Raw genomic sequence first — 7,950 nt, 5'->3', positions numbered from 1 at the left:
CGAGCAGGTGGACGCCGAGGAGCCGCAGTCACAAGCCGCAACCTCGGCTGTCTCCGATGTACAGGCTGAAGGCCTGGAGCCGACCGACGAGCAGGCAGACGCCCAGGAACCGCAGCCTGGCGCTGTAACCAGCGCCGTCCCCGACGCGCCGGCCGACGGGGCGGGTCTCGCCGACGCTCGAGCTGATGGTCCGGCGCCGACCGAGGCGCCGGCCGAGCGACTCACCGACGAGCGGTCCGAGGGCGCGGAGCAACGGGAGTACGACGAGACCGCGGCTCGCGCCGACGAGCACGCCGAGCAGCCAAAACCCGCTGACGCGCAGGTGGGGGAGGCGGAGCAGCAGTACGACGCGCCAGCTTCCTCCGACGCTCAGGCCGAGGAATCGGAGCCCACGGACGACCAGGCCGAGGTCGCGGAGCAAGAGCCGCAAGCTCCAACCATCGCCGCTCTCGACGCGCAGACCGAGCGGCCGGAGCCCACGGACGACCAGGCCGAGGTCGCGGAGCAAGAGCCGCAAGCTCCATCCATCGCCGCTCTCGACGCGCAGACCGAGCGGCCGGAGCCCGCCGACGAGCAGGTGGCGGAGGCGGAGCAGCAGTACGACGCGCCAGCCGCCTCCGACGCGCAGGCCGAGGAGTCGGAGCCCACGGGGGACCAGGCCGAGGTCGAGGAGCAAGAGCCGTACCCGGCAACGACGGCCGCGCCCGACGCGCAGACCGGGCAGCTGGAGCCGACCGACGAGGAGGCGGTAGAGCCGGAGCAGGAGCCGTACGACGCGCCGGCTGTCGCCTCCGACGCGCAGGTCGAGGGGCCGGGGCCCGAGGATGACCAGACCGAGGTCGCGGAGCAGGAGCCGGAAGCTCCAGCCATCGCTGCTCTCGACGTGCAGACCGGGCAGCCGGAGCCGACCGACGAGGAGGCGACAGAGCCGGAGCAGGAGCCGTACGACGCGCCAGCCGCCTCCGATGCTCAGGCTGATGGCCCGGAGTCCGCCGATGAGCGGGCGGTGGACGCGGAGGAGGAGTCGGGGGCCGCGACTCCTGTGCTCGGCGTTCAGGCCGAGGGTTCGGAGCCCGCCGACGAGCGCGCGGAGGTACCGGCGTCCAGCGGCGAGCAGGCGGAGGCCGAGGAGTCGCTGGCACAGGGTGCGACTGTCGCCGTCTCTGGGGCGCTGACCGAAGGCCCGGAGCCGGCCGGCGAGCAGGCCGAAGACGTGGGGCAACAGCCGTATGAAGAGACGGCCGCCGCTCCCGACGCGCAGGGCGATGAGACAGAGCAGGCGGAGGCATCGGAGCCGCAGGGTGCGACTGCAGATGTTTCTGACGCGCAGGCTGATGGGTCGGTCGGCGGTGAGCAGGTCGACGGTGCGGAGGAGCCGTCGTACGACGCGGCGTCCGCCGTACCTGATGCGGTTGAGCAGACCCTCGACGCGCAGGTCGTGGAGCCGGAGCAGACCGACGAGCAGGCTGAGGACACCGAGCAGTCGGCGGCCGATCTGACGTCCTCTGAGGTAGCTGACGCAACCCTCGCGTCGACCGCCGAAGGCTCTCGCGACGCGACGGACGACGCGTCGACCGCAAGCACCCCCTCGTTCCCGGACGAGGACATCGCCGCTCCTGAGGAGTCCGACGAGGCGGCCGAGTCGGACGATGCGCAGCCGGAGGCCGTCGAGGAGTCGCACGACGGGTCCGCTGGTGCCGACGTACCGGCTGCAAACGCCGCCGCGTCCACGGACGCAGTGCCGGAGCAGTCTGACGAGGCGGACGACGCGGCCGCGGAATCCGTCGTACCCGCTGCGGAGCGGGAGCAGTCCGACGAGCAGGCGTACGCCGCCGCCGATGTTGCCGATGCAGGTCTCGAGTCGTCCGGTGAGGACGAGTCGGTGCCGGCTGGTGCGCGTGCTGAGGCTGTTGCGGTGCGGCGGGGTGAGGGTCGTGCGGGTGTTGTGGAGCCGGTGGCCGTGGTGGGAATGGCCGGGCGGTTTCCGGGGGCCGAGGGGATCGAGCAGTTCTGGGAGAACCTGGTCGCGGGGGTGGAGAGTGTTCGGCGGGAGGCGCCGGACGGGGGTGACGGGGCTGTCGCGGTCGGTGGGGTGCTGGAGCACGTCGAGTCGTTCGACGCGAAGTTCTTCGGGTTGAGTGATCGTGAAGCGCAGTTGATGGATCCGGCGCAGCGGTTGTTCCTCGAGGTGTGTCACCAGGCGCTGGAGCACGGCGGGTACGCGGGGACGACGAGCCGGGTCGGGGTGTTCGCGGGCTCGGGCATGAACTTGTACAACCGCCAGCAGCAGTCCCGCGACTCGATCGCCACCCGGGTCGCGTACCGGCTCGGCCTGACCGGGCCGGCGATCGGCGTGCAGTCGGCCTCGTCGAGTTCGCTGGTCGCGGTGCATCTGGCCTGCCAGGCGCTGCGGTCCGGCGACGCGGATCTCGCGCTCGCCGGCGCCGCCGCCGTACAGGTGCCGCAGGCAACGACGTACCACCCGGCGCCGGATTCGATCCTGTCGCCGACCGGCCGGGTCCGCGCGTTCGCCGCGGACGCCGACGGCACGGTCGGCGGGAACGGTGTCGCCGCCGTCCTGCTGAAGCGTCTCGACCAGGCCCTCACCGACGGGGACACGGTGTACGCCGTGATCCGCGGTACGGCGGTCAGCAACGAGGACGCGCCGACGGGCAATCAGGAGCTCATCGAGCGCGCCCTGGAGCGCGCCGGGTTCGAGGCCGACTCGCTGAGCTACCTCGAGGCGAACGGCGTCGGCAGCCCGGCCGCGGACGTCGCCGAGGTGAAGGCGCTGACGACGGCGCTGCGCCGGCACACCGGCAAGGTCGGGTTCTGCACGCTGGGTTCGGTGAAGCCGAACATCGGCCACCTGGACAGCGCCGCGGGGATGGCCGGCCTGATCAAGGCGATCCTGATGCTGCAGCACCGGACGCTGGTCCCGACGATCAACTACACCGGCCCGAACCCGGCGCTCGCCCTCGAGGGCAGCCCGTTCGTGATCGGCACCGACACCCGCGAGTGGACGGTGCCGCTGCAGTCGGGCGGTACGACGCTGCGCGCCGGCGTCAGCGCCCTGGACCCGAGCGGTACGAACGCGCACGTGATCCTCGAGGAGGCGCCGCGGCAGATCCGCCGCGGCGACGACGGCCCCGTCGTACTGCCGCTGTCCGCGCCCGACCCGGATGCCCTCGCCGACCTCGTCGAGCTGTACCGCGCCGACCTGGACCACGGCACCGGTCACCGCCTCATCGACCTTGCCGGTACGGCGGCGCTCGGCCGGCCGGCGCACCGGCACCGGATCGCGGTCGCCGGCGGTACCGAGGCCGAGCTGGTCGATGCGCTCGGGTCCGCCCAGCCGACCGAGGTGCCGCGCGGAGGCCCCGGCCCGCTCGGCTACGCGTTCACCGGACAGGGCGCGGCCCGGCGCGGAATGGCGGCGGGGCTCGCGGCGCGGTTCCCAGCGTTCCGCTCGGTCCTCGACGAATGCGACCGCGTGTACCACGAGGAGACCGGCGGCAGCCTGCTCGACCTGCTCCTCACCCCGGCCGGTACGGCGGAAGGCGTGTGGCCGACCGAGACCGCGCAGCCTGCGCTGTTCGCGTTCGAGCTCGCGTTGGCTCGGCTGTGGCAGTCGTTCGGCGTCCAGCCCGCACTGGTCGTCGGGCACAGCGTCGGCGAGTACGCCGCTCTGTGCGTGGCCGGCGCGCTCTCACTGGCCGACGGCGTACGCCTCACCGCGAAGCGCGGCGAGCTCATGCAGCGCGGCACGGTGCCCGGCGCGATGGTCGCCGTCCGCGCCGACGCCGACCGGGTCCGCGAGATCGCCCGGACCGCGGGAGTAGAGGTTGCTGCTGGCAACGGCCCACAGTCGTTCGTGCTGACCGGCTCCGAGGTGATCGTCGGCCAGCTGGCGGCGCAACTGGACCAGTTGCAGGTGTCCTGGCAACGGCTGGACGTCGACCGTGCGTTCCACAGCTCGTTGGTGGACCCAATACTGTCCGACTTCGCGGAGATCGTCCGCGGGATCACGCTGAAGCCGCTGCGGACGCCGATGGTGTCGAGCTGGTCGGGTGATCTGCTCGAGTCCGGGACGGTGCTCGACGGCGACTACCTGGTCGGTCAGTTGCGCCAGCCGGTGCTGTTCGGCGACGCGGTCGAGGCGGTGACGGCGGCCGGCTGCCGCCGGTTCCTGGAGCTCGGGCCGGATGCCGTCCTCAGCCCCGCGGGTCGCCGGATCGCGCCGAACAGCACGTGGATCCCGGCGCAGCGTCTCGGTCAGGACCCGGTGCTCGCGACGATGAACGGCCTCGCCGAGCTGTACGAGCAGGGCACCGAGATCGCGTGGGCGAAGGTCTACCCGGACGGCGGGCGTGTTCCGCTGCCGACGTACCCGTTCCGCCGGGTGCACCACCCGGTCGACCCGTCGGTGACGGTTCCGGCCGGTCCGGGGACGGCGGTTGCCGTGGACAACGTCGCCCCGCGGCTGAACGCGTTCGAGCGCGCCGCCCGTGCGCGGACCGTGGTCTTCGAGCCGCCGTCGAGCGCCGCCGTGAAGCGCATTCCGCTGGACCCGCCGGAGCCGGCGAGGGTCGAGCAGGCCGAGCCGGTCGAGCAGGCCGAAGAGGCTGCCTCGCCGTTCGCGTTGCCGGCCGAGACCCATCAGATCGACGCGGACTACCTGGCGCAGGCCGGGTCGCTGTCCGGCAACGAGATGTCCGCCGAGCGGTACCGCGAGTCGCTGGACGTCGTGCTCGACATGACCTGCGAGGTGCACAACCTCGACCCGTACGACCTCACCGTCGACCACACGTTCGCCGAGCTCGGGGCGACGCCGGCGTCGATGGCGCCGGTGATCGACGAGCTCAACAGCCGGTTCGAGGCCGAGTTGGCGCCGGACGATCTGTTCCTCACGTACACCACGCCGCACAAGCTTGCGACCGCGGTCGCGGTCCAGACGGCCGAGCCGGAGCTGCCCCAGCCGGAGCCGGAGCCGCAGCCCGTCGTCGAGCAAGAGCCCGCCGCCGAGCAAGAGCCGGTTCGGGACGCGCGGACGGCGTTGGCCGTGCTGGGCTCCGGGCTCGCGGAGTTGGCCGCGAAGGTGGACGAGGCCGCGGCGGCGACGAGCGAGGCCGAGCTGCCGGGGAGCGGCATGGCTGCGCTCATGTCGCAGCAGCTCCGGGTCGCGGGTCAGCTGGTGGACGGTGTCACGAAGCTCATGCGCGAACAGCTCGCCCTTCTCGGCGACCCGGCCCCGGAGGCCAAGCCCTCGGCGGCGGCCGAGCAGACCGCGGACGCCAACGACGCAACGGAAACCGCGTCGGATGTGAGTGACGGCAGCGTCGGCGGCGCAGCCGTCTCCTGGACCGACGACGAGCCGCCGGCGCCCTCCCGCAGAACGGCGGACCCGGCCGCCGATCCGCGCCGCCGCGACTTCGCGTACTGGAGCCAGGTGCTGGCCGGTGCCGAACCGTTGGTGCTCCCCGCGGACCGCGCCCGCGCCGCCGGTGACGACGCGGTGGCGTCGGTGAAGCACGAGCTGGAGGAGGAGCTCGGCGACGCGGTGCTCGCGTACAGCCGGGACCGCAAGCTCAGCCCGGTGATGGCCATGCTGGCCGCGGTCGCGACCGTGCTCGGCCGGTTCGCCGCGCAGGACGACGTGACCATCGGCTCGGCCCTGATCCGCCCGAAGGGCGACACCTCGACGGATCCGCGCCGTCCGCTCCCGCTGCGTATCGACCTGTCCGGCGAGCCCGACCTCGGTGAGCTGACCGAGCGGATCCGCGACATCACCGCGGGCGCGTTCGACCACGCCGGCACCGATCTCGCGATCCTGCAACGGGATCCGCTGTTCCAGGTCCTGGTCGAGTTCGAGGACGGCGACGACGAGCTGCCGCCGAGCGTGGACCTGCGGTTCCGGCTGACCCAGCACGGCGCCGGCATCACGTGTACGGCGGACTACCGGTCCGGCCTGTTCGCGCGCCCGACGATCGAGCGGCTGCTCGGTTACCTGGCCGAAGTGTTGCGCAGGGCAACGACCAGCCCGGAGCTGCGGCTGCCGGACCTGGTGCTGCCGACCGAGGGCGACCTCGCCGCACTGCCCGACCTCGAGGGCGACCTGGCGGGCGAGCTCCAAGGCGAACCGACCGGTCTCGCTTCGGCCGGCCGAGTACGACGGGACGCGGTCGTCGCCGGCGAACTCAGCGGTCTGCACACGCTCTTCCAGCAGCAGGTCGCGCGTACACCGGACGCGACCGCGCTGATCCAGGGCAGCCGCGAGCTCACGTACGCCGAGCTCGACCGTCGCTCCAACGCGGTCGCCTGGCAGCTCGTCGATCTCGGCGTGAAGCCCGGGCAGCTGGTCGCGGTCCGCGTTGCCCGCGGCACCGAAATGGTCGTGGCCGTGCTCGCGGTGCTGAAGTCCGGCGCGGCGTACCTCCCGCTGGATCCCGGCGTACCGGAGTCGCGCTGGGCCTTCATGGTCCAGGACGCGGCGGCGGTGGCGCTGGTCGGCGACGACGCTGCGCTGGCCGATCGCCTCGGCCTGCGGCTGGTTCCGGTGGCCGCCGGCGACGGCGACACCCGGGCGCGGCAGGCGCCGCCGGTCCGGGCGGCGGCCGACGATGTTGCCTACTGCATCTACACCTCCGGCTCGACCGGAAACCCGAAGGGCGTCGTGGTTCCGCACCGCGGTCCGGTGAACCTGGTCCGGCACTACCTGCGGACGCGGCGCTCGCTGCGGACGCTGCAGTGGACGTCGTTCGGGTTCGACGTCCACGTGCAGGAGATGTTCACGACGCTGGCGTCCGGCGCGGCGCTGGTCCTGATCGGCGAGGACGACCGGTACGACCCGGACGCGGTCGTCGCGGCGCTGCGTGACCACGGCGTACAGCGCTTGTTCATGGCGTTCAGCCCGCTGACCGCGTTGCTCGCGACGATGCGCCGGCTGCCCGAACTGCCCGAGTTGCACGAGATCGTCGCGGGCGGCGAGGCGATGGTGCTCACGCACAAGGTCCGGGACTTCCTGGACGCGCACCCGCAGTGCCGGCTGTTCAACGAGTACGGCCCGACCGAAGCGTCGATCGTGACCACGATCCACGAGGTCGACCCGGCCGAGGACCGGCCGTCGATCGGGCGGCCGATCGACGGTGTCGCCGTACGGCTGCTGGACGCCGCGCTCCGGCCGGTGCCGGTCGGCGCGGTGGGGGAGATCCACCTCGGCGGCGCCGCCGTTGCCCGCGGCTACATCGGGCGGCCGGAAGAGACCGAGCACGCGTTCGTCGCCGACCCGGGGCACCCGGGCGCGCGGCTGTACCGGAGCCGGGACCTCGGCCGCTGGCGCGCCGACGGCACCCTGGAGTACCTGGGCCGCGCGGACGACCAGGTGAAGATCCGCGGCCACCGGGTCGAGCCCGGCGAGACCGAACACGTCCTGGCCGACCAGCCCGGCGTCGTCGACGCGGTCGTGGTGGCCTGCTCGGACCCGGGCGGCGACACCTGCCTGATCGGGTACGTCGTCCTCGAGGACAGCGACCCCGCGGTGCTGGCCAGGCTGATGCTCGACCTCGGCAAGGAGTTGCCGATCTACCTGGTGCCGGCGGACCTGATCCCGATCGAGGAGCTCCCGCTGGACGACAACGGGCGGCTGGACCGCGGCCGGCTGCCGGAACCGGAGTGGCTCACACCGAAGTCCTGAGCGGCCCGGTCCTGGGTGGACGGTCCTGAGTCGACGGGCCTGGACGTGGAAGTTCTGCACCGTGGACGGGGGGTCAGGTCAGTGACAGCCCTCCCGCGGCCACCGTCCGCCGTTCACGGTGCAGAACCCGCGTTCGATCCCATCCCTCCACAGGATCGAACGTGTTCGATCGGTCGGACGTTGCCGAAGGCACGCTGGTTCCCGATCCGTGGTTGACACGGTTGCGGCGGGAGAGTCGCCTCACCCGCCGCTCACGT

At 72.6% G+C, this 7,950-nt stretch carries 1 protein-coding gene; it reads left to right on the top strand.

Going from position 1 to position 7,950, the window contains the following annotated elements; translation table 11 throughout:
- Positions 1–7 precede the first annotated feature (7 nt).
- Entirely contained in the window at positions 8–7,693 is a 7,686-nt protein-coding gene (locus tag ABZX12_RS01205) for an amino acid adenylation domain-containing protein (protein WP_355688709.1), read from the top strand.
- Positions 7,694–7,950: the final 257 nt, after the last annotated feature.

It is taken from the genome of Kribbella sp. NPDC003505, from assembly GCF_040610875.1.
In the GTDB taxonomy this organism is placed as follows: Bacteria; Actinomycetota; Actinomycetes; order Propionibacteriales; family Kribbellaceae; genus Kribbella.
The sequence above is the reverse complement of the archived record's forward strand: the minus strand, read 5'-3'. Positions and strand labels throughout refer to the sequence as shown.